15 protein-coding genes and 5 tRNA genes are annotated in these 21,726 nt (G+C 71.8%); 11 read left to right on the top strand and 9 right to left on the bottom strand.

The features are described 5' to 3' along the window. Positions 1-82 precede the first annotated feature (82 nt). Together OG422_RS14010 and OG422_RS14005 are read right to left on the bottom strand one after the other, a co-directional pair. On the bottom strand, positions 83-502 hold the full coding sequence (locus OG422_RS14010; RefSeq protein WP_405743087.1) for a hypothetical protein: 420 nt from the start codon (positions 500-502) through the stop codon (positions 83-85). A gap of 15 nt (positions 503-517) precedes the next feature. After that, the gene (locus OG422_RS14005) at positions 518-895 is read right to left on the bottom strand and encodes a hypothetical protein (RefSeq protein ID WP_405743085.1); all 378 of its coding nucleotides are present in this window, start codon (positions 893-895) and stop codon (positions 518-520) included. A 485-nt stretch (positions 896-1,380) separates the two neighbouring features. On the opposite strand from OG422_RS14005, the gene OG422_RS14000 reads away from it, so the two are divergent. The 3 genes from OG422_RS14000 (at position 1,381) to purM (ending at position 5,159) form a co-directional block, all read left to right on the top strand. Further along, positions 1,381-2,169 carry a sterol carrier family protein gene (locus tag OG422_RS14000; RefSeq protein WP_405743083.1) on the top strand — a complete coding sequence of 263 codons (789 nt, stop codon included), beginning with the start codon at positions 1,381-1,383 and terminating at the stop codon, positions 2,167-2,169. A 309-nt stretch (positions 2,170-2,478) separates the two neighbouring features. Next, entirely contained in the window at positions 2,479-4,038 is a 1,560-nt protein-coding gene (gene purF, locus OG422_RS13995; RefSeq protein WP_405743081.1) for an amidophosphoribosyltransferase, read from the top strand. A 32-nt stretch (positions 4,039-4,070) separates the two neighbouring features. After that, positions 4,071-5,159 carry a phosphoribosylformylglycinamidine cyclo-ligase gene (gene purM, locus OG422_RS13990; RefSeq protein WP_143942048.1) on the top strand — a complete coding sequence of 363 codons (1,089 nt, stop codon included), beginning with the start codon at positions 4,071-4,073 and terminating at the stop codon, positions 5,157-5,159. Between the two features lie 151 nt (positions 5,160-5,310). Here purM and OG422_RS13985 read toward each other — a convergent pair whose 3' ends face one another. Further along, positions 5,311-5,565 carry a DUF3073 domain-containing protein gene (locus tag OG422_RS13985; protein WP_143942047.1) on the bottom strand — a complete coding sequence of 85 codons (255 nt, stop codon included), beginning with the start codon at positions 5,563-5,565 and terminating at the stop codon, positions 5,311-5,313. A 407-nt stretch (positions 5,566-5,972) separates the two neighbouring features. Further along, complete coding sequence (locus OG422_RS13980) at positions 5,973-7,115, bottom strand: Glu/Leu/Phe/Val dehydrogenase dimerization domain-containing protein (RefSeq protein ID WP_143942046.1); 1,143 nt, start codon at positions 7,113-7,115, stop codon at positions 5,973-5,975. Positions 7,116-7,320: 205 nt separating this feature from the next. Between OG422_RS13980 and OG422_RS13975 the strand changes: the two genes are divergently transcribed. Next, complete coding sequence (locus OG422_RS13975; protein ID WP_143942045.1) at positions 7,321-8,160, top strand: hypothetical protein; 840 nt, start codon at positions 7,321-7,323, stop codon at positions 8,158-8,160. A gap of 611 nt (positions 8,161-8,771) precedes the next feature. Continuing rightward, positions 8,772-8,978, top strand: coding sequence for a developmental transcriptional regulator BldC (gene bldC, locus OG422_RS13970; RefSeq protein WP_003980577.1), 207 nt, complete (start codon positions 8,772-8,774; stop codon positions 8,976-8,978). Positions 8,979-9,895: 917 nt separating this feature from the next. On the opposite strand, the gene OG422_RS13965 is transcribed toward bldC, so the two are convergent. Further along, positions 9,896-9,970: transfer RNA gene (locus tag OG422_RS13965), tRNA-Asp, on the bottom strand. Between the two features lie 225 nt (positions 9,971-10,195). Then, positions 10,196-14,317 carry an ATP-dependent RNA helicase HrpA gene (gene hrpA, locus OG422_RS13960; RefSeq protein ID WP_405743077.1) on the bottom strand — a complete coding sequence of 1,374 codons (4,122 nt, stop codon included), beginning with the start codon at positions 14,315-14,317 and terminating at the stop codon, positions 10,196-10,198. A 228-nt stretch (positions 14,318-14,545) separates the two neighbouring features. On the opposite strand from hrpA, the gene OG422_RS13955 reads away from it, so the two are divergent. Next, positions 14,546-15,619 (top strand): ABC transporter permease, encoded by a 1,074-nt coding sequence (locus OG422_RS13955; protein ID WP_405743075.1) that lies wholly within the window; start codon positions 14,546-14,548, stop codon positions 15,617-15,619. A 75-nt stretch (positions 15,620-15,694) separates the two neighbouring features. Here the strand turns inward: OG422_RS13955 and OG422_RS13950 are convergent. The 3 genes from OG422_RS13950 to OG422_RS13940 form a co-directional block, all read right to left on the bottom strand. Beyond that, positions 15,695-15,768, bottom strand: a tRNA-Phe gene (locus OG422_RS13950). Between the two features lie 4 nt (positions 15,769-15,772). After that, positions 15,773-15,847, bottom strand: a tRNA-Asp gene (locus OG422_RS13945). Between the two features lie 47 nt (positions 15,848-15,894). Beyond that, positions 15,895-15,967 (bottom strand) — tRNA-Glu (locus OG422_RS13940). A 208-nt stretch (positions 15,968-16,175) separates the two neighbouring features. On the opposite strand from OG422_RS13940, the gene OG422_RS13935 reads away from it, so the two are divergent. The 5 genes from OG422_RS13935 (at position 16,176) to OG422_RS13915 (ending at position 21,552) form a co-directional block, all read left to right on the top strand. Further along, a complete protein-coding gene (locus OG422_RS13935) occupies positions 16,176-16,526 on the top strand; it encodes a metallopeptidase family protein (protein WP_405743073.1) in 351 nt (116 codons plus the stop codon). A gap of 320 nt (positions 16,527-16,846) precedes the next feature. Then, a complete protein-coding gene (locus OG422_RS13930) occupies positions 16,847-17,374 on the top strand; it encodes a hypothetical protein (RefSeq protein ID WP_405743071.1) in 528 nt (175 codons plus the stop codon). Positions 17,375-17,600: 226 nt separating this feature from the next. Continuing rightward, positions 17,601-19,874 carry a DEAD/DEAH box helicase gene (locus tag OG422_RS13925; RefSeq protein ID WP_405743069.1) on the top strand — a complete coding sequence of 758 codons (2,274 nt, stop codon included), beginning with the start codon at positions 17,601-17,603 and terminating at the stop codon, positions 19,872-19,874. A gap of 206 nt (positions 19,875-20,080) precedes the next feature. Beyond that, positions 20,081-20,153: transfer RNA gene (locus OG422_RS13920), tRNA-Lys, on the top strand. 256 nt (positions 20,154-20,409) lie between these two features. Next, complete coding sequence (locus OG422_RS13915; RefSeq protein ID WP_405747782.1) at positions 20,410-21,552, top strand: PP2C family protein-serine/threonine phosphatase; 1,143 nt, start codon at positions 20,410-20,412, stop codon at positions 21,550-21,552. Positions 21,553-21,726 lie beyond the last annotated feature (174 nt).

Here is a 21,726-nt window from a genome sequence, read left to right as displayed (position 1 = left end):
CGCCCGCCGGTCACCGGCGGGCGCCCTGTCGTGTGGCGCGGTGGCTCAGCCCTGCGCGGGCCTCACCGCCGCGCCGGGTGCCTCACTCCTTGTCGCAGTGCTTCCCCTCGCAGGGCTTGTCGCACTCCTTGTCCTTGCAGGGCTTCTCCGTGACCTGGACGGTGGCTTCGGCCGGTTCGGAGCGGACGCCGTCTGCGGTGGCCACCGCGGTGTTGGTGATCGTGCCGCGCTCCGCGTCCTCCTGGGTGACGGTGTAGCTGCCGGTGCAGGTGGTGGTCCCACCCGGGTCCAGCGTGGTCGCCAGGCAGGTGATCCCCGAGACCCGGTCGTCGGCGACGGTGACGCCGGTGATCGTGGTGTTCCCGGAGTTCCGGACGACGTAACGGTAGGTGACGGTGTCACCGGCCTGGTACGGGTGCGACGCGTCGACGACCTTCTCGATCTCCAGGCCGGGCTGGTTGGGAACGACGTCGATCACCGCGGTGTCCGGCGGCGATTCCACGGTCGTGCCGTCGGACTACTGCCACTGGTCGAACGAGGTCACCAGGCCCTGGTTGGCGGGGAGGGCGTGGTTGTAGAGCACCGCCGCGGACCGGTCGTTCCCGGCGTCGGTCAGGTTCAGATAGCCGTGCGGCGCGCCGTTGCTCGGCGGTACGGGACCGACCTGGTTCGGCGGGCAGCCGCCGAGCGGATGCGTCCCCGGGCCGGGGGCGGTGCCCGTGGGCGCGCCGGTCAGGCATGCGTTCCCGAAGCCCTCGAACTCCGGGTCCGCCGTGGCCCCGGTGAACGTCTCGTTCACCAGCGGTACGCCCACCCCCTGGGCCTGGGCGGCGGTGACGGGCATCCCGAGTACCGCGGCCACCATGCTGAGGACGCCCAGCACGGCCACGGCCATCGGCGGACCCGTCCGTTCCACCCGCCTTCGCCATATGCCCGATATCTGCGTTTCAGCATCATGCGGGGAACGTAGAGATTTCTCCCTTTTGCGGGCATCAGTACACACACTTACCTCTGCTTTATCCACGCCCATGGTGGTACGGACCCGCTTTTGTCGGACCGGTTCGCCGAGGCGCCGCGGCAGGGCATCGGGGCCTCCCGCTCGCCGCGGCGGCAGCGCCGAACGGCCCGCTGTTCGCATGGTGTTCGGGGCCCTCCGGTGCACCGGTGCCCGCACCGCCGGGGCGTTTCCGCGGGGCACGGCGGTCGTGGAGTTCCCGCTCCGCTCTTCCCGGTAGGGCGGCGGCACGCGATTCCCCAGACGTTTCTTCTCGGTGCTGCTCCGGCGAGCGGCGGATAAGGCCGAGCGCGGTTTTCCGCGGCGGGTCCGGGAGGGCGGAATCCCCCCGCCGATTGTCAGTGGTGCCGCCTACGCTGAAGCACATGTCACCCGCCGCCCGCGCCCGCCGGTACGACGGCAAGAAGACCCGCGCCGCCGTCATGGCCCAGCTCGATCACGTACGCGCCGCCGTACGCGCGCTCACGCCCGAGCAGTTCGCCCTGCCGACGCGCCTGGGGGAGTGGACGGTGCGCGAGCTGGTCGCGCATCTCTCCCTGGCCACCGGCAGCGTGGCGCGCGGCCTCGCGGAGCCGCCGCCCGCCCGGGCGGAGGCCGTCCCGGCACAGTGGCCCCACGCGTCCGCCGCCTTCGCCGCGTCGGTCGACGCACGCACCCGCGCCCTGGCCGCCGCCCACGACCCGGTGGAGCTGCTGGAGCGCACCGCCGAGGAGCTCGCCCGCGTCGTCCCGGCGGACCCCGCCGAGCGGGTGGTCGCCGTCCGGCCCGCCGCCATGCGGCTCGCCGATGTCCTGGCCACCCGCTGCGTCGAGCTGATCGTGCACACCGACGATCTGGCCGCGGCGACCGGCACCGAGATCCCGTACGACCGCCAGGCCCTCGCCACCGCCACCCGCCTGCTGGCCGACGCGCTGGCGGCCGCGGCGCCGGGCGGATCGGTCGAGGTCCGGGTGCCGCCGTTCGCCGTCGTGCAGTGCGTCGAAGGCCCCCGCCACACCCGGGGCACCCCGCCGAACGTCGTCGAGACCGACCCGCTGACATGGATACGCCTGGCCGCCGGCCGTACGTCCTGGGCCGAGGCGAGGGAAGCGGCCCGCGTCACCGCCAGCGGGGAGCGCGCCGACATCGGCGGATATCTGCCGATCCTGTCCTGAACGGCCGCTGCCGCCCCGGCGTAGCGCATCTCACACGGGCCCGCGGGAGCCCGCGCGGGCCGCGACGGCGGGGCGTATCCCGCGCGCGTACCGCGGCCGCGCCCCGGCCGGTGCGACCACCCGGGCCCGTACCGCCCGAGGCCATACGCCCCAAGGGCTCCGGCCCCCTCGTCGCCCGGTGCGCGGCCCCGGCGGACGGGCGGCGCACCGGCCTGGCGCGCAGGCATCTCGCACCGCTCCCGCGCGGGCATCCGGCCCACCGGCCGTCCCCGGTTCGGATGAATCAGCGACCTGCCCTAGACTGAAGGTGTGCCTCGTGGTGACGGACGACTCAGCCACGACCTGCTCCCCGGCGAGAAGGGCCCCCAGGACGCTTGCGGCGTCTTCGGGGTCTGGGCTCCGGGTGAAGAGGTCGCCAAACTCACCTATTTCGGGCTGTACGCGCTGCAGCACCGTGGACAGGAGTCCGCGGGCATCGCAGTGAGCAACGGCTCGCAGATCCTCGTTTTCAAGGACATGGGCCTGGTGTCCCAGGTCTTCGACGAGACCTCGCTCGGTTCCCTCCAGGGCCACATCGCCGTGGGCCATGCCCGCTACTCCACCACCGGTGCCTCGGTGTGGGAGAACGCCCAGCCGACGTTCCGTGCCACCGCGCACGGCTCGATCGCGCTCGGCCACAACGGCAACCTGGTGAACACCGCCGAGCTGGCGGATCTGGTCGCGGCGCTGCCCCGTGAGGGTGGCCGCGCGACTCAGGTCGCGGCCACCAACGACACCGACCTGGTCACGGCGCTGCTCGCCGGTCAGGTCGATGAGGACGGCAAGCCGCTGACCGTCGAGGAGGCCACGCCGCGCGTCCTCCCGCAGGTCAAGGGCGCCTTCTCGCTCTGCTTCATGGACGAGCACACGCTCTACGCCGCCCGTGACCCGCAGGGCATCCGCCCGCTGGTCCTCGGCCGTCTGGAGCGCGGCTGGGTGGTCGCCTCCGAGACCGCCGCGCTGGACATCTGCGGCGCGTCCTTCATCCGGGAGATCGAGCCCGGCGAGATGGTCGCCATCGACGAGAACGGCCTGCGCTCCACGCGCTTCGCCGAGGCCCGCCCCAAGGGCTGCGTCTTCGAGTACGTCTACCTCGCCCGCCCGGACACCGACATCGCCGGCCGCAACGTCTACCTCTCCCGCGTGGAGATGGGCCGCAAGCTGGCCGCCGAGGCGCCCGCCGAGGCCGATCTGGTCATAGCGACGCCCGAGTCCGGCACCCCGGCGGCCGTCGGCTACGCCGAGGCCAGCGGCATCCCGTACGGCTCCGGTCTGGTCAAGAACTCCTACGTCGGCCGGACCTTCATCCAGCCCTCGCAGACCATCCGGCAGCTCGGCATCCGCCTCAAGCTCAACCCGCTCAAGGAAGTCATCCGCGGCAAGCGCCTGGTGGTCGTCGACGACTCCATCGTCCGCGGCAACACCCAGCGTGCCCTGGTCCGCATGTTGCGCGAGGCGGGCGCCGAGGAGATCCACATCCGGATCTCCTCGCCGCCCATCAAGTGGCCGTGCTTCTTCGGTATCGACTTCGCCACCCGCGCCGAGCTGATCGCCAACGGCCTGACGGTCGACGAGATCGGCAAGTCGCTGGGCGCCGACTCCCTGGCGTACATCTCCATCGACGGCATGATCGAGGCGACCACCATCGCCAAGCCGAACCTCTGCCGCGCCTGCTTCGACGGCGAGTACCCGATGGAGCTGCCCGATCCGGAGTTGCTCGGCAAGCACCTCCTGGAATCGGAGACCGCGGGCGGGGCCAAGCCGGACCTCGACGGCGTCGGGACGCTGACGGCCGGTGTCGGTGGCGCCGATGCGCTGCGCCGCCCGTAGCCCGCACACCCACCACACGAAAGTTCTGGGCCATGCCTCCTGAGTCCTCCGAGCCCGCGCGCACCAGCGGGGCCAGCTACGCGGCCGCCGGTGTCGACATCGAAGCGGGCGACCGCGCCGTCGACCTCATGAAGGAGTGGGTGAAGAAGGCCACCCGCCCCGAGGTCGTCGGCGGGCTCGGCGGCTTCGCCGGCCTCTTCGACGCCTCCGCCCTCAAGCGGTACGAGCGCCCGCTGCTCGCCTCCGCCACCGACGGCGTCGGCACCAAGGTCGACATCGCCCGCAAGATGGGCGTCTACGACACCATCGGTCACGACCTCGTCGGCATGGTCGTCGACGACCTGGTCGTCTGCGGTGCCGAACCGCTCTTCATGACCGACTACATCTGCGTCGGCAAGGTCTACCCCGAGCGGGTCGCGGCGATCGTCAAGGGCATCGCCGAGGGCTGCGTCCTCGCCGGCTGTGCCCTGGTCGGCGGCGAGACCGCGGAGCACCCCGGTCTGCTCGGCGTGGACGAGTTCGACGTCGCGGGCGCCGGCACCGGCGTCGTCGAGGCCGATCAGGTCCTCGGCGCCGACCGCATCCGCAGCGGCGACGCGGTGATCGCGATGGCGTCCTCCGGACTCCACTCCAACGGCTACTCGCTCGTCCGCCACGTCCTCTTCGACCGCGCGGGTCTCGCTCTCGACCGTGAGATCCCCGAGTTCGGCCGCACCCTCGGTGAGGAGCTGCTGGAGCCCACCAAGATCTACTCGCTGGACTGCCTGGCCCTCACCCGCACGGCGCCGGTGCACGCCTTCTCGCACATCACCGGCGGCGGTCTGGCCAACAACCTCGCCCGCGTCATCCCCGACGGACTGCACGCCACCGTCGACCGCTCCACCTGGACCCCGGGCGCGGTCTTCGACCTGGTGGGCTCGGCCGGTGCGGTCGAGCGCCTGGAGCTGGAGAAGACCCTGAACATGGGCGTCGGCATGATCGCCGTCGTCCCCCAGGAGTCCGTGGACGTCGCCCTGACCACCCTCGCCGACCGCGGCCTGGACGCCTGGGTCAGCGGTGAGATCGTCGAGCGCGGCGACCACGCCGAAGCGGTGACCCTGACCGGTGACTACGCGGGCTGACGCGCAGGTCGCCGGGGCAGCACAGAACCCGGTCCGAGGTGAGATACCCCGGACCGGGTCCGTGGAGAAGCTGTGCGCGCCGTGAACGCATACACAGAGGCCCGCAGAACAACCGCGGGTGGATTCCCGCGGAAGTGTCTACGGTGCGTCGTCAGGCGCGGCGACGATGCTGGGACGAATCCTTCTCGTCCTCGTCATCGTCGTCGTTATACAGGTCGGCGTACCGCGCGTACGGGTCGTCGTCCTCGTCATCCTCGAACGGCTCGCCGTTCGGCGGCTGCTGTGCCGGTTGTTCCGGCGATGCACCCAGCTCTTCGGCCAGGCGTGAGAGATCAGTCCCACCGCTGTTGTACTTCAGCTGGCGGGCGACCTTCGTCTGCTTGGCCTTGGCCCGGCCGCGCCCCATGGCTCGACCCCCTCAACGACGGGGCTCGACGGCCCCAGAGTCTTGACACGCGTTCATGATTCAGAGCGGACTCTCGACAGAGAGACCGGTCCGTAGGGCTTCAACGGTACCTGCTTCTGCGGCCATACGGTACGTCGCCCGCATCACCCGCCGCTCGGCATGACCTGCGAGGCGCCCCGTCCGCGCTGGTCACCTGCGATTTTAACCCGTCCCTTGCGGCGACCCGCCGACGGGTGGTGAGAGAAGTCTCCCCGGGCCTCGTCGACGGGTCGCACAAGGGGTAATTTTCAGCCAGGTTTCGGGTGGCGTTGCGGTGCCCGGCCGCGCCAGACGACCTTCCGGCCCGGGGGAGGGTGTGTTTCCGGCCTTAGGCGCGGAAACACACCCGGGGCGGGCGGCCCCCGGCGTCAGCCGCGCCGGGCCTCCGCCATGCGCTGCTCCGCCAGCCGGTCCGCCGCGGCGACCGGCGGGATGCCGTCGGTCTTCGCACGAGCGAATATCGCCAGAGTGGTGTCGAAGATCTTCGCCGCCTTTGCCTTGCAGCGGTCGAAGTCGAAGCCGTGCAGCTCGTCGGCCACCTGGATGACGCCGCCGGCGTTCACGACGTAGTCCGGCGCGTAGAGGATGCCGCGGTCGGCGAGGTCCTTCTCGATACCGGTGTGGGCGAGCTGGTTGTTCGCGGCGCCGCAGACCACCGTGGCGGTCAGCGCGGGCACCGACACGTCGTTCAGCGCACCGCCCAGCGCACACGGCGCGTAGACGTCCAGACCCGGCGTACGGATCAGTGCATCGGTGTCGGCAACCGCGGTGACCTGCGGGTATTCCGCGAGTACCCGCTCCACGGAGGCGTCCCGCACATCCGTGACGACCACCTCTGCGCCGTCCTCGACCAGATGTCCGACGAGGTGGTACCCCACCTTGCCGACCCCGGCCACGCCGATCTTGCGGCCGCGCAGCGTCGGGTCGCCCCACAGGTGCTGCGCCGAGGCGCGCATCCCCTGGAACACGCCGTACGCGGTCAGCACCGAGGAGTCACCGGCGCCGCCGTTCTCCGGGGAGCGGCCGGTGGTCCACTTGTTGGTGCGCGCCACGACGTCCATGTCCGCGACGTAGGTGCCGACGTCGCAGGCGGTGACGTACCGGCCGCCGAGCGAGGCGACCGCGCGCCCGTAGGCGAGCAGCAGCTCCTCGGTCTTGACGGTCTCCGGGTCACCGATGATCACGGCCTTGCCGCCGCCGTGGTCCAGCCCGGCGAGGGCGTTCTTGTACGACATCCCGCGCGAGAGGTTGAGCGCGTCGCGCACCGCCTCCTCCTCGGAGGCGTATGCATGGAAGCGGGTGCCGCCGAGGGCCGGGCCCAGGGCGGTGTTGTGCAGCGCGATGACGGCCTTGAGGCCGCTGGCGCGGTCCTGGCAGAGCACGACTTGTTCATGGCCGCCCTGCTCGGACCGGAACAGGGTGTGCAGGACGCCGGCGTCGCCGGGGGGGACCCCCGGCGCGTACTGCTCGGCGGAGGAAGGACGGACGTCGGTCACGGTGGTGACTCCCATAGGCCGCGGAGAACGCCCTCCTGTGGGGGTGGGGAGGGCCGGTCGGGAAGAGCGTAAGACCTCGGGGACCCGAAGATCGGCCGGGTCCACGGGATCACCCACTCGTGGGGGGGCGGACGTGCGACGATTTGCCGTGTCCCGGGCCCGCCGGTGGCCCTGACCCCCGGTAACTCCCGGTGGCGGACTTCCCTTTGAAGGAGTGTGCGTGGCCTTGGCGTCGTCGGTGACGGTCCCGTATGGGGCATACCTACGGGTCTACGAGCCGCTGGCGGCATTCCCGGAGCCGGAGCGCTCCCACTGGGCGCGGTACGCCCGGCGCGACGACACCCCGACCGCCCAGGACGAGCAGCGCAAGGCCCTCGCCGACCTGCTGCCCACTCCGCCGGTCCCGGTCCCCGTCCACGAGAGCGCCGACGCGTTCATCGCCCACATCGACGACGTGCCCTGCATCTGTCCGTGGCGCACCCGGCTGCGCGGCTGGCAGGCGCTCCAGGGCCTGCCGGAGCTGCTGCCCGCGCCGGTGCTGGACGCCGCGCTGCCCCCGGTGGTGCGCCTCCAGGCCGCTACCGACTACGAGGAGTGGCAGGAGCGCAACCCGGACGCCCGCCCCTGGATCCGCGGCGCCACCTGGCACGTCCCGGTCCGCTGGTTCGTCCTCTTCGACGACGCCGAGCGCGAGTACGCGCCCAAGGGCGTCGACGGGCCGCTGCTGCGCTATCGCACCCCGATGGTCGAGGCCCGGCGCCGGGTCGCGCGCGGGCTGCGGACGCTGCGCGACACCCTGGAGGAGGGCCCGCTGATCGACGGCCTGCTGGACGTGGGCCGCTGGCTGGAGGAGTTCCACCCGCGCTCCCTGGTGGAGCTGGACTACGGCGGGCTGGTCCACGCGGTCTCCGAGCGGCAGCTCGCGGAGGACCGGTCGGCCGCCGAGGTGGCGGAGGGACTTGCCGCACTTCGCGACGGCGACGGCGAGCGCGCGGGCGCCGCGTACGAGAAGTTGAGCGACCGGTGGCGGGCGGTGCGGGACCGGCAGTTCTCCAGCTGATCTCCGGGCGGCCGTGGAGCGCCGACCGGAGCGGGGGAGCGGGCTCACGGGCTGGCCGCCGCGGTGTTCGCGCCGTCGCGGCCGGATCCCGGCGGCCGTCCGGGCGATGCTTCCGGGACGCGAGATGATCTTGAAAGCGGGCGTCGTCGCGTAGGCTGGTGCCCTCCAGGACGTAGGTCCCGATCCGGGCGTTTGCCTCAGCAGTGACCTAAAGCACTGACAACGGGCCTTGCGCCCAAGCCATCTCCTCGTGCCAAAATAGGACAAGGAGTCTGACTTGGGCTCCTCCATCCAACTATGGGTGGATAGATCGGTATTGCGCTCCTTGAGGGGTCTAGTGACGCGTGATCACCCTGTGACTGATCGTCACGGTGGCGTGACTGTCCGCTATGACATGGTCCATCGGCTTCCGTCGAGGTTGAACACCTGAGAGGGCAATTCCATCGGTTTGGCCGACATGGCTGGACGGATGGTGTAGTTGTAGTGCCGAGGACAAGCCGTTCGTCCTATAACCGACTCGGCCCGCGTCCGCCATTTCGGGCAACGCGGGTCAAGGTGCAGAATTTAGAGGAAAGAACCGTGATGGTTCGGTTCTCCCGAGGAGGCCGCTCATGACCGCTCGCACCCCTGACGCCGAGCCGCTGCTTACCCCCGCCGAGGTCGCCACGATGTTCCGCGTGGACCCGAAGACGGTGACCCGTTGGGCCAAGGCAGGCAAGCTCACGTCCATCCGCACGCTCGGAGGACACCGGCGTTACCGCGAGGCTGAGGTCCGCGCACTGCTCGCGGGCATTCCGCAGCAGCGCAGCGAGTCCTGAATAACCGCATAGCCGGGCTGTTTTCGGGGCCCCCAACCCGAAAAGCGCCCACGCAGTACCCCTAGCTTCACCATGCTCCACACAGCTCCATACGACGCGGCGCCCGCCCCAACGGGCCCACACCCGTAGCAGCCGGGTGCGTCATCGATCGCGCTGGACTCCGCCGGGTCCAGCGCGATCTTTTTTGTGCGCGCACTCCGGAGCCTCCCGGCGGCGCGGACTGCGGTCGTTACGCCGCGCCTGCCGGCGCCCTCGCAGGGGCCCCTCGCGGGCTCTCCGGGCCACTCTGCGGACAGACCCTGCGGTCTCCTTTGAAAGGCCCCGAAGGGTAGTGCAATTGCACATATTAAATGGACTAGTTGTAGGACGGGGGTAAGTTCCCCACTTCTGGAAACTTGTACGGTGACACCCGTCACATGGTGGAGAGGTTGAAGCTCCGCTTGCCTCTGCGGTAAGGGCTGGGTTCATCCGACGCTCTGTCACCAGCCCCCCACCGCAAGGGAGATGGATGAGCCTTCTTCGGCCATCGGCCATCGGGCGGCGGGGCTTTCGGCCTTCGGCGCCAGCGGCCCGTGAGCGGCCCGTGACGGGCTCGGGGCGGACGGCGGGCGCCGAGGCATCCGAACGGCCCGCACGCGGCCGCTGAGCGGCTCGACGTCGCCGACGACGGAGGGAGGGCGGGCCGGGCGCCGTCATCGGCCAAGGAGCCCGGCGGTCGCGTCGAAACCGACCGCGGTACGGAAAGCGGTACCGGAACGGGTCGGTGACGCGGTGGAAGAGCCGGTGGCCTGCCCGTGTGGTGGGGAGGTGGCGCCTCGGCGGTGCCGTCCGGCGTCGCGTCCGCGCGGTGCGGTGGGCCCGTCGGCGCGGGAACGAGAAACGGCCCGCATCCTTGTCGGATACGGGCCGTTCGACTGCGGTCCTGACGGGATTTGAACCCGCGGCCTCCACCTTGACAGGGTGGCGAGCACTCCAAACTGCTCCACAGGACCTTGCTGCCGCTTCCGCTTGCGCGGTCGCTGCGAAGCAAGACTCTACAGCAGGTCAGGGGGTGCGGTCGAACCAGGCTCCGGGTGATGCCCCGCCCGGCGTACGAGGTGCGTCCCGCGCCCCCGTATGTGCCGGTGTGCGCCGCCCGGGGCGCGTCCCGGAGCCGGCCCCGGCCCGGCGGGAGTCCGGTGGCGGCGCACACCGCCGCGCGCACCGGGCCGCCCGGGCTACGGCGCCGCCGCGTCCACGGCCTTGACGATGCGCTTGTCGGACACCGGATACGCCGTGCCCAGCGCATGCGCGAAGTAGCTGACCCGCAGCTCCTCGATCATCCAACGGATCTCCAGGGCCGCCGCCGGAGCCGGGCGGCCCTGGGGGAACTGCTCCAGCAGCCAGGCGTACTCGTCCTGCATCTCCTTGACCTTCGCCATCCGCGCGCGGTCGCGCTCGGCGTTGGTGGGGAGCTGCTGGAGGCGGCGGTCGGCGGCCACCAGATAGCGCATCAGATCCGGCAGCCGCTTCGCGCCGTGCGCGGTGACGAAGCCGGGCTTGATGAGCGCCGCCAGCTGCTCCTTGATGTCGGTCAGCGACGGCAGCAGCGAGGGGAACGAGGTGTCCTTCAGGCGGCGTTCGCACGCCTGCCAGGCGGCCAGCACCTCCTGGACCTGCCCGATGGTCTTCATCGTCGCGTCCACCAGATCGGCCCGGACGCCGTCGAACAGCTTCCGGAACGACTCCTCGTCCCAAGCGGGGCCGCCGCGCGCCGCCATCAGCCGGTCCGCGGCGGCGGTCACGCAGTCGTCGAAGAGCGCCGGGATGGAGCCGTGCGGATTGCGGGACAGGGCGAGCTTCTGTTGGTTGCTCAGCTTCGACTGGGCGAACTTGGCGGGGTTCGAGGGGATGTTGAGCAGGATGAGGCGACGGGTGCCGGCCCACATCGCCGTCAGCTGCTCGGCCTCGGTGTCGAAGAGCCGTACGGCGACGCTGGTGCCCTCGTCGACCAGCGCCGGGTACGCCTTCAACGGCTGGCCGGCGAATGGGGCATCCCCTGCTCGAACGGAGCTGAGAGCTTGGGGACGCGTCTCGAAAGTGCGCGGCAGGGCGCCGAGCGTCCAGGACGTCAGGCCCGTGCGCTGCTCCAGGCCGGGCAGGGCCGGGCCGTCGCCCTTGGCGTCCCGGGCGGGGCGGTCGGCGGCCTGCTCGAACGCCTTGGAGATCGCGGCGCGGGTCTTCGGCTTGAGCTGCAGCCGCAGCGCCTCCAGGTCCTTCGCCTCGGCCAGCTTGCGGCGCCGCTCGTCCACCACCCGGAAGGTGATCTTGAGGTGGTCGGGCACCTTGGCGGTGTCGAAGTCGTCGGCGGACACCGGGACGCCCACCATCCGCTGCAACCCCGCGGCCAGCGACGCCGTCAGCGGGCCCTGGAGCGGGACGGTGGTGTCGAGGAAACGGGCCGCGAAGTTCGGCGCGGGCACGTAGTTGCGCCGGATCGGCTTGGGCAGCGAGCGGATCAGCTCCGTCACCAGCTGCTCGCGCAGGCCCGGGATCTGCCAGTCGAACCCCTCGGACGCGACCTGGTTGAGCACCTGGAGCGGGATGTGGACGGTGACGCCGTCCGCGTCCGCGCCGGGCTCGAACTGGTACGTGACCTTGAACTTCAGCTTTCCCTGCCGCCAGGAATCGGGATAGTCGTCCTTGGTGACGGCTTCGGCCGATTCGTTGATGAGCATCGAATGCTCGAAGTTGAGGAGTTCCGGCTCCTCCTGGCGCTTCTTCTTCCACCAGGCGTCGAAATGCGCACCGGAGACGATGTCCGCCGGAATGCGCTGGTCGTAGAAGTCGAAGAGGGTTTCGTCGTCGACGAGGATGTCGCGGCGGCGGGCGCGGTGTTCCAACTCCTCGACCTCGCCGAGGAGTTTGCGGTTGTCGTGGAAGAACTGGTGGTGCGTGCGCCAGTCGCCCTCCACCAGGGCGTTACGGATGAACAGATCGCGGGAGGTCTCCGGATCGATACGGCCGTAGGCGACCTTGCGCTGCGCGACGATCGGGACGCCGTAGAGCGTCACCCGCTCGTACGCCACCACCGCGGCCTGCTTCTGCTCCCAGTGCGGCTCGCTGTATGTGCGTTTGACCAGGTGCTGGGCGAGCGGCTCGATCCACTCCGGCTCGATCTTCGCGTTGACGCGGGCCCACAGCCGGGAGGTCTCGACCAGCTCGGCGGACATGATCCAGCGCGGTGGCTTCTTGAACAGTGCGGAGCCCGGGAAGACCGCGAATTTGGCGCTGCGGGCGCCCAGATATTCGTTCTTCGCGTCGGTGTCCTTCAGCCCGATGTGCGAGAGCAGACCGGCCAGCAGCGACGTATGGATGTGGTCGGGTGCCGCGTCCTGTTCGCTCAGATGAATTCCCATGGTCTTGGCGACCGAACGCATCTGGGAGTAGATGTCCTGCCATTCGCGTATACGCAGGTAGTTCAGGAATTCATTGCGGCACATGCGGCGGAAGGCCGAGGAGGAGAGGGCCTTCTGCTGTTCGCGCACATAGCGCCAGAGATGCAGATACGCGAGGAAATCGCCGGTCTCGTCCTTGAACCGGGCGTGCTGCTGATCGGCCTGCTGCTGCTTGTCCGCGGGCCGCTCGCGAGGGTCCTGGATGGAGAGCGCCGCGGCGATGACCATGACCTCGCGGACGCAGTTGTTCCGGTCGGCCTCCAGCACCATCCGCGCCAGCCGCGGGTCGACCGGCAGCTGGGAGAGCTGGCGGCCCATCGGGGTGAGCCGGGGGCCCGCGCCCTTCGCCGCGCCGCCGGAGCCGCCCTTCGTACGGGCCTCCAGCGCGCCCAGCTCGTGCAGCAGGTCGACGCCGTCCTTGATGTTGCGGCGGTCCGGCGGGTCGATGAACGGGAACTTCTCGATGTCGCCGAGACCGGCGGCGGTCATCTGGAGGATGACGGAGGCGAGGTTGGTCCGCAGGATCTCCGCATCGGTGAACTCGGGACGGGTGAGGAAATCGTCCTCGGAGTAGAGGCGGATGCAGATGCCGTCGCTGGTACGGCCGCAGCGGCCCTTGCGCTGGTTGGCGCTGGCCTGCGAAACCGGCTCGATCGGCAGCCGCTGCACCTTGGTGCGGAAGCTGTAGCGCGAGATCCGGGCCATACCGGGGTCGATGACGTACCGGATACCGGGCACCGTCAGGGACGTCTCGGCGACGTTGGTGGCGAGGACGATGCGGCGGCCGGTGTGGCGCTGGAAGACGCGGTGCTGCTCGGCGTGGGAGAGGCGGGCGTAGAGCGGCAGCACCTCGGTGGCGCGGAGGTTCTTCTTGTTGAGCGCGTCCGCCGTGTCGCGGATCTCGCGCTCGCCGGAGAGGAAGACCAGGATGTCGCCGGGACCCTCGGCCTGGAGTTCGTCGACGGCGTCGCAGATCGCGGTGATCTGGTCGCGGTCGCCGTCGCTACCGCCCTCCTCAAGGAGCGGGCGGTAGCGGACCTCGACCGGGTACGTCCGGCCGGAGACCTCGACGATCGGGGCGCTCGGCGCCTCCTCGCCCCCGGCCGGGCGCCGCGCACCCGGGCCGACCGCCGCGAAGCTGCCGAAGTGCCGGGCGAAGCGTTCCGGGTCGATCGTCGCGGAGGTGATGACGACCTTGAGGTCCGGCCGCTTGGGCAGCAGCTGGGCGAGGTAGCCGAGGAGGAAGTCGATGTTGAGGCTGCGCTCGTGCGCCTCGTCGATGATGAGCGTGTCGTACTGGTGCAGCTCGCGGTCGGTCTGGATCTCGGCGAGCAGGATGCCGTCGGTCATCAGCTTGACGAGGGTCTCGCCGCCGACCTGGTCGGTGAAGCGGACCTTCCAGCCCACCGCGTCGCCCAGCGGCGTGTTCAGCTCCTCGGCGACCCGCTCGGCGACCGTACGGGCCGCGATCCGCCGCGGCTGGGTGTGCCCGATCAGCCCACGGACGCCGCGCCCCAGCTCCAGGCAGATCTTGGGGATCTGGGTGGTCTTGCCGGAGCCCGTCTCACCGGCGACGATCACGATCTGGTGGTCGCGGATCGCCTCCAGGATCTCGTCCTTCTTCTGGCTGACCGGCAGCTGCTCGGGATAGCTGATCGCGGGCACGGCGGCGCGGCGCCGCGCGACGCGCTCCTCCGCGTCCGCCACACCTTCGGCGATCTCGGCGAGCACGGCGGCACGGGCCTCGGGCTTACGGATCCGCCGGGCACCGTCGAGCCGCCGCCCCAGCCGCTGCTGGTCGCGCAGCATCAGCTCGGGCAGCCGCTCCAGCAGGGCGGGGAGCGTGGATGCGGCCGCGGCGGAGGCGCCGTCGGACAGGGCGGAGGCAGGCTGACTGGACATACGCGTCCCAGGATCTCACCTCCCCGATTCGACTGGCGAACGATTTGCCGGAGCGGGCGGGGCGCGGCGCGGGCGCGGCGGGGCGGGCGCGGCGGTTCGTACGGGCGGGCCCTGCGCGACGGCCGGGTGGCGGACGCCCTGGGATGCCGGTCCGGGGCGCCCGGCCGCCGCCCGCGCCGCGCCCCACCCGCAGAGGTATGTCCGCATTCTGTGCTTTAGCGTGTGCGCATGGCTGATCAGCACGGCGCCCACGGCAGACCCCCGACCGGCGCGCAGCGCTGGCACGCCTTCAAGGCGTCACCGTTCTTCCCCGCCTGCGTCCTCCTCGTCATCCTCACGGCGGCCGCCGGGCTCTTCGCCGGTTCGTACACGTACACCATGGCCAATCCGACGCCGCGCCATGTGCCGACGGCGATCGTCGGGCAGGGGCCCGCTCCGGGCGGCGGGCCCTCGCGCGAGAAGGTCTTCGCCGACGGCATGGAGAAGGCGCTGAACGCCTCGCTGCGGCTGACCGCGTACCCGACGTATGCGCAGGCCAGGAAGGCGGTCGAGGAGCAGCGGGAGTTCGCGATCGTACGGCCGCGGGGGGCGGGCGTGGAACTGGACGTGGCGGGCGCCGCGGGCGCGTCGGTGGCGGAGCTGCTGGCCACGACGGGGCCGCGGGTCGGGGAGGCGGTCGGGGTACCGGTCCGCGTCCAGGACATCAAGCCGCTCCAGAAGGGCGACCCGCGGGGTCTGGCGCTCTTCTACATCTCGCTCGCCGCGGTGGTCGTCGGTTTTGTCGGCGCGATCCAGCTCAGCGTGCACGCCCGCGCCCTCAACCCGGCCGAACGGATCGCCTTCACCGCCGCGTACGCGCTGCTCGGCGGCTTCGCCATCGCCGCCGTCGTCGACTGGTGGCTGGGCGCGATCCGTCTGCCGTTCGTGCACTCCTGGCTGATCCTGGCTTTCACGATGTTCACGTCCGGCATGGTCTTCACGATGTTCAACACCCTGATGGGCCGTTGGGCGATGATCCCCACCTGGGGCCTGATGGTGCTGCTCGGCAACCCGTCCTCGGGCGGCGCGGTCTCCTGGCCGTTGCTGCCGTCGGTGCTCGGCCACATCGGCCGGTGGCTGCCCCCGGGCGCGTCGGTCAATGCCCAGCACACCACGGTCTACTTCGCCGGCTCCCAGCACCTCTTCCCGTATCTGGTGCTCGCCGGCTGGGCGGTGGTGTCCGGCACGGTCTTCTGGGTGTGGCGCCACCGCCATCCGGGCGGCCGGGAGACGGAGAAGCCCCCGGCGCACGCGACGGAGTGAGCGGGGCCCCGCCGGGCGGGGGCCGGACACGAAGAAGGCCCCGATCCGAGGATCGGGGCCTTCTTCCAATGGGTGTGGCTGGGGCCGGGGTCGAACCGGCGACCTATCGCTTTTCAGGCGATCGCTCGTACCAACTGAGCTACCCAGCCGCAGCGGTCCTGACGGGATTTGAACCCGCGGCCTCCACCTTGACAGGGTGGCGAGCACTCCAAACTGCTCCACAGGACCTTGCATTGTGCGGAACGACGTGAGTCATTCTCGCACACTGTTTTGCGTGCCCCCAACGGGATTCGAACCCGTGCTACCGCCTTGAAAGGGCGGCGTCCTGGGCCACTAGACGATGAGGGCTGATGGCCCGCCTTGGCGTCGTTACCGGCGCCTTCGGGGACGTGAGAAGCATATGGGATGGGGGGACCGTTCGCCAAAACGGTTGACCTGGCGTCGCCGCGACGACCTGTGGCGGGGTACCGGGCGGCCTCCCATGCGGCGGGCCCGGGGCGTGCCGGGGGCGTGCCGGGGGCGGCGCGATACGGCGCTGGGGGCGGACAATGGCCCTGTGCTGGAAATGACGCGCGAGGAGTTCGAGGAACTGGTCGCCGAGGCGCTCGACCGGATCCCGCCGGAGCTGACCCGGCTGATGGACAACGTGGCGGTCTTCGTCGAGGACGAGCCGCCGTCCGGCGATCCCGATCTGCTCGGGCTCTACGAGGGGACGCCGCTCACCGAGCGCGGTGAGTGGTACGCGGGCGTGCTGCCGGACCGGATCACCGTCTACCGGGGGCCGGCGCTGCGGATGTGCGACACCCGGGAGGACGTCGTCGCCGAGACCGAGGTGACGGTGGTCCACGAGGTCGCCCACCACTTCGGCATCGACGACGAGCGGCTGCACGCGCTCGGGTACGGGTGAGGGGTGCGGGCGCGCGGCGCGCGTGAGTGACGGTGCCCTCGTGGCGGGTGGCGGGCTGTGGCCGGGGCGGTTGCGCGGGCGTGCCCGGGATCGGGGCGGTCCGGCGCGTGTCCTCGGGCGGGGCGCGGGAGTTGGGCAGGGCGTCCCCCGCTTTTCCAGCCGGCCGCGCCGACGCCTGCCGCCGTCCGCGCCCCGGACACGGAGGTCCGCCCGTGCGACCGAACCCCGCGACTCCCGTGCTTCCGGCGGGCGCCGTCCCGCCGCTTTCCGGAGCGCCCCGCGCCGCGTCAACACCCGCCTCCCGTAAGGACGGTGGGCCCGTGCGCCGGGCCGTGGCCGCGGTGGCCGTCGCCGCGTCGCTGACCGCCTCGCTCGCCGGGTGCGTGAGCGTGACCGGCCCCGGCCATGCGCCGCGGCCGGCGGGCGGCACCGCCCCGCGCGGCGGTACGGACGACCGGGCGCCGCGTGCGCCGGGCGGGCTCACGGTCGACGGCAGCGGCTCGGGGCCGCACCGTATGGGGCGGCCCGCGGCCACCCCCGGGGCGGGGGAGCAGGGCATGGGCCGTACCGCGGCGCCCGGGGCCGGACGCGCGCCGGGGCCGGGTGTCACCGCGCCGCCCGCGCCGTCCCGTACCGCCGGGAGTCCGGAGAGTGGGCCGGGCTCCCCGGTGGGCCCGCGGCCGTCGCCGTCGGGTCCGGCCTCCGGGCCCGCCTCGCCCGCCGGGCCGACGCCTCCGGCCACGCCGGGGAGCCCCGTACCGCCGTCCGGCGACGTCGGGACGCCGACCGCCGGGGCGTCCGGGCCCACGCCGCAGGCGCCGGGGCCGCTGCCGGAGGTGCTGGGCTGACGCCCGCGGGGCCCGGTGCTGCACCGGGAGGGGGCCGCCATTTGCCTTACCGGGGTGGAGGTGCGTATGGTGGCAGATCGTTTGATCCCATTTGCCCGGCGCCAGAAAAGAAGCGCGCCGCGTGGCGCGTTCTCTCCCTTGCCGTGGCTGACCGCATTGAGGCGGTCTCTGTGAAATACACGGAGTTTGGGCGCGTGCCGAGACTCCGGAAGGTTTCGCATTTCGCATGTCCATTTCCACTGAACAGTCCGTCCTGCCCGCAGACGACGAGCAGGCCGTGACGGCGCTTCCCGTCGAGGACGCCGAGCAGGCCCCCGAGGCCCCCGAGGCCCCCGAGGCCGTCGAGGAGGCCGCCGCCGACGAGGAGCCGCAGATCACCTTCGCGGACCTCGGTCTCGACGAGAAGATCGTCCGCAAGCTGGCGCAGAACGGTGTCACCACGCCGTTCCCGATCCAGGCGGCGACCATCCCGGACGCCATCGCCGGGCGCGACATCCTCGGCCGCGGCCGTACCGGCTCCGGCAAGACCCTCTCCTTCGGTCTGCCGCTGCTGACCCGCCTGTCCGGCGGCCGCACCGAGAAGAAGCGCCCCCGCGGCGTCATCCTCACCCCCACCCGCGAGCTGGCCATGCAGGTCAGCGACGCGCTGCAGCCCTACGGCGACGTCCTCGGCCTGAAGCTCAAGGTCGTCTGCGGCGGTACGTCCATGGGTAACCAGATCTACGCCCTGGAGCGCGGCGTCGACGTCCTCGTCGCCACCCCGGGCCGCCTGCGCGACATCATCAACCGCGGCGCCTGCTCGCTGGACGAGGTCGAGGTCGCCGTCCTCGACGAGGCCGACCAGATGGCCGACCTGGGCTTCCTGCCCGAGGTCACCGAGCTGCTCGACCTGGTGCCGACCGGCGGCCAGCGGATGCTCTTCTCCGCCACGATGGAGAACGAGATCGGCACGCTGGTCAAGCGTTACCTGAACGAGCCGGTCAGCCACGAGGTCGACAGCGCTCAGGGCAACGTCACGACCATGACCCACCACGTCCTCGTCGTGAAGCCGAAGGACAAGGCGCCGGTTACCGCCGCCATCGCCGCCCGTAAGGGCCGCACGATCATCTTCGTCCGCACCCAGCTCGGCGCCGACCGCGTCGCCGAGCAGCTGCGGGACGCCGGGGTGAAGTCCGACGCGCTGCACGGCGGTATGACGCAGGGCGCGCGGACCCGCACCCTGGCGGACTTCAAGGACGGCTACGTCAACTGCCTGGTCGCCACCGACGTCGCCGCGCGCGGTATCCACGTCGACGGCATCGACCTGGTCCTCAACGTCGACCCGGCCGGTGACCACAAGGACTACCTGCACCGTTCCGGCCGTACGGCCCGTGCGGGCCGCTCCGGCACCGTCGTCTCGCTGTCCCTGCCGCACCAGCGCCGGCAGATCTTCCGCCTGATGGAGGACGCGGGCGTGGACGCCTCGCGCCACATCGTCGGCGGTGCGGGCGCCTTCGACGAGGACGTCGCCCAGATCACCGGCGCGCGGTCGCTCACCGAGGTCCAGGCCGAGTCGGCCGCGAACTCCGCCAAGCAGGCCGAGCGCGAGGTCCAGGAGCTGACCCGGGAGCTGGAGCGCGTGCAGCGCCGCGCCACCGAACTGCGCGAGGACGCGGACCGGCTGACCACCCGCGCCGCCCGTGAGCGCGGCGAGGACCCGGCCGAGGCGCTCGCCGCCGTCGCCGCGACCGTGGAGGCCGCGGCCGCCGAGGCCCCGGCCCAGGCCGACGCCCCCGAGGAGCGCCGCCCCGCACAGCGTGACGAGCGCGGGAACTACGAGCGCCGCGACCGTCGCGACGAGCGTTCCGGTGGCCGTTCTTTCGAGCGCCGTGATGACCGTCGTGACGACCGGTCGGGTGGCCGTTCTTTCGAGCGCCGTGATGACCGTCGTGACGACCGGTCGGGTGGCCGTTCTTTCGAGCGCCGTGACGACCGCCGCGACGACCGTTCCGGTGGGCGTTCCTTCGACCGTCGCGATGACCGGTCGGGTGGCCGTTCTTTCGAGCGCCGTGACGACCGTCGCGATGACCGTTCCGGTGGCCGTTCTTTCGAGCGCCGTGATGACCGTCGTGACGACCGGTCGGGTGGCCGTTCTTTCGACCGTCGTGACGACCGCCGCGACGACCGTTCCGGTGGGCGTTCCTTCGACCGTCGTGACGACCGCTCCGGTTCCGGCTCCAGCTCCGGCTTCGGCCGCGACCGCGGTGACCGTCCCAGCCGTCCGTTCAACCGTGACGACCGTTCCGGCAGCCGTCCGGCCTCCGGCGGCTACCGTTCCGGTGGCGGCGACCGTCCGTTCAACCGTGACGACCGTTCCGGTGGCCGCCCGTCCGGTGGCTACCGCTCCGGTGCCAGCGACCGTCCCTACGGCCGCCGTGACGACCACCGTGGCTCGGGTGCGGGTGCCGCCGGTTCCTTCGGCCGCCGCGACGACAAGCCGCGCTGGAAGCGCAACGGCTGACCACAGCTGACCCCGGACACCGCGACGCCGTGACCCGGCGTCGCCACTCCGGCCGCAGGGCCCGTACCGCACACAAGTGCCGTACGGGCCCTGCGCGTTGAGGCCCCGAAACCGCCACGGGCGCGCCCGCCCGGCGCCGCCGCGGAGCGCCTGGGGCGGCAATGCCTTCGGGGCGCGGGAGGGTGTCGGGCTATGCTGCTCGGAGCGGGCCATTAGCTCAATTGGCAGAGCAGTGGACTTTTAATCCATTGGTTCAGGGTTCGAGCCCCTGATGGCCCACCGGATTCCTCGCAGGGATGCTCTTCTGACCTGCGGTTCAGCGCCCCGGCCGGGGGTATCGGCCGGGGCGCTTCGTGTTTCCGGTGCCTTGGGTGAGCCGTCGGGCCGTCAGACGTTCCGTCCGCCCGAGGGTGACCCGTCCGGCCGCCGTCGGCTCGCGCACCGGGGGCGGGGCGGAAAGTCTTGAGGGGCCGAGGAGCGGGCGGGTGTGGTGACGGCCCGTGGACGGGCGAGGCGTGGGAAGAGGCCGGTGCGGATGGCGCGAGGCGGGCGGGTCCGCCCGGGGGACCGGGAGCGGCGGGCGCGGCGGGCGCAGCTGCCGCCCCTCGGCCGTCGGGTGGCGCGCTGGTTGCCCGCCCTGCTGATCGTCGTCGGCATCGTCTTCGACCTCGTCACCCCCGCCCGCTTCACCGCCTCGCCGTTCTTCTCGGCGGCGCCGCTGGTCGCCGCGCCCCTGTACTCGCTGCGGAACACGGCGCTCACCGCGCTCGCGGCGCTGCTCGGCGAACTGGGCGCGGCGCTCTTCACCGGTGCCCCCCATGACGCCAACCTCTCCGCCACCGAGATCTCCACCGTCTTCGTCGTCGCCGTCCTCGCCCTCGGCATCAACCGCGTCGTACAGCTCTCCGACGCCCGGCTCGCCTCCGTACGCGATGTCTCCGAGGCCGCCCAGCGGGCCGTGCTGCCGACGCCGCCGGAGCGGGTCGGGGGGCTGGCGGTCGCCGCCCGTTACGTGGGGGCGCAGGCCGACGCGCGGATCGGCGGGGATCTCTACGCGGTGCAGGAGACGCCGCACGGCGTACGGCTGATCGTCGGCGACGTCCGGGGGAAGGGGCTGGAGGCGGTGGAGGCGGCGGTGATCGTCATCGGGGCGTTCCGGGAGGCGGCGGAGCAGGAGGCGACGCTGGAGGCGGTGGCCGGCCGGCTGGAGCGGGCGCTCCAGCGGGAGGGGCGGCGGCGCGAGGGGCTGGACCAGTACGAGGGGTTCACCACGGCCGTGCTCGCGGAGATCCCGTCCGGGGAGCGGGCCGTGCTGCGGGTCCTGAACCGGGGGCATCCGCCGCCGCTGCTGCTCGCCCCGGACGGTGGGCTGCGGACGGTGGTGCCCGCGGTGCACGCGCTGCCGCTGGGGATGAGCGAGGTGGCCGGGTGGCCGGACCGGGCGGACGAGATGTTCTTCCCCGCCGGTGCGGTCCTGTTGCTCTACACGGACGGGCTGACGGAGGCGCGCAACCGGGCGGGCGAGTTCTACGACCCGGTGGCCCGGCTGCGCGGCCGGGCCTTCCCTGATCCTGACCGGCTGCTGGACACGCTGGTCGCCGAGGTCGCCCGGCACACCGGCGGGGCGGGCGCGGACGACATGGCGTTGCTGGCGGTGCAGCGGCCGTTGGAGGAGTAGGAGGAGCAGGCCCGGTCGGTGCGCGGAGGAGTGGCGGGGCGCGGGCGGGTCGTCGCGGGGCGTGCGGGGCTACGGGGCACGCCGGGCACGCCGGGCACGCCGGGCGTGCGGGGCCGCACCGGCGCGCGGGGCGTGCGGCCGGGCCCCGCGCGCCGGTGCGGCCCCGAGGGCGGC

Origin of the sequence: Streptomyces sp. NBC_01525 (genome assembly GCF_045040405.1) — a bacterium.
GTDB classification, from domain to species: Bacteria; Actinomycetota; Actinomycetes; order Streptomycetales; family Streptomycetaceae; genus Streptomyces; species Streptomyces benahoarensis.
The sequence above is the reverse complement of the archived record's forward strand: the minus strand, read 5'-3'. Positions and strand labels throughout refer to the sequence as shown.